1 protein-coding gene and 1 pseudogene are annotated in these 763 nt (G+C 52.4%); both read right to left on the minus strand.

The features are described 5' to 3' along the window. Window positions 1-474: pseudogene (locus tag R7190_RS26970) on the minus strand (plasmid replication protein); the annotation flags it as partial. A 20-nt stretch (window positions 475-494) separates the two neighbouring features. Further along, on the minus strand, window positions 495-763 hold a 269-nt coding region (locus R7190_RS26975; RefSeq protein ID WP_225474588.1), incomplete at its 5' end, for a hypothetical protein.

Here is a 763-nt window from a genome sequence, read left to right on the forward strand (position 1 = left end):
ACGACAAACCTGGATTGCTTCCTTGATTTCGTTCAGGTTGTACCCGTGACCCATCTTCGAGAGCTCTTTCTGGAGTTCGTACAGAGTGAACATGACTCCAGCCTTGCCCTCGATGATATGGCCTTTCCCGTTCACTGCGAGCTTGCGTAGAGCATCCTCAAGGATTTCCTCTCGCTGTCCCGCGTAGATCAGCACGGTTCTTCCGTCATCCTTCTCGATGATGGCTGGCTTCACCTTCACCGTGAAATGCTGGCCTCTGATGGTGCATTGTCGTGTCACTACAGCGTTGGATAAATCTTCATGCTCACGCTTTTGGTCCCAAATGTACTTCGGCAGCGCATCGTAGATCTCGATGGTGTTGGAGTAGTCGTCTTTCTTGGCCGGAGATTCAATGATCTCAAACAGGCTCATTTGCGGTGAGTCTTTGATTACGTCGAGTTTCTCCAGGTCTTTGTCTTTGGTTCTCTTGCTCATGATTGTTCCGTCGATACTTTCTAGCTGGTGGTCCATGCCGCCAGCATTGTCAATGCTCCCGCTGCTACCGTCGCTGAAAACACTAGCTGGTAGATGCGACGCTTAGCCCCCGCAGTGCCGCTCATAAAACGCAGGGCTGCCGCTTCATATCGGAAATGAGCGAACTCACCCCGAAGGGTGCTATCTGTCCCCTGTGGCGATTGTGGGCGCTTTGACAGGGCAGGGCGAGGATGGCTGGCGACTTTCTTGATCATCGCTTCACATTTCCCCAGTTTCGCCAATTCAGTGG

This window comes from Vibrio sp. 1078-1 (assembly GCF_033340475.1).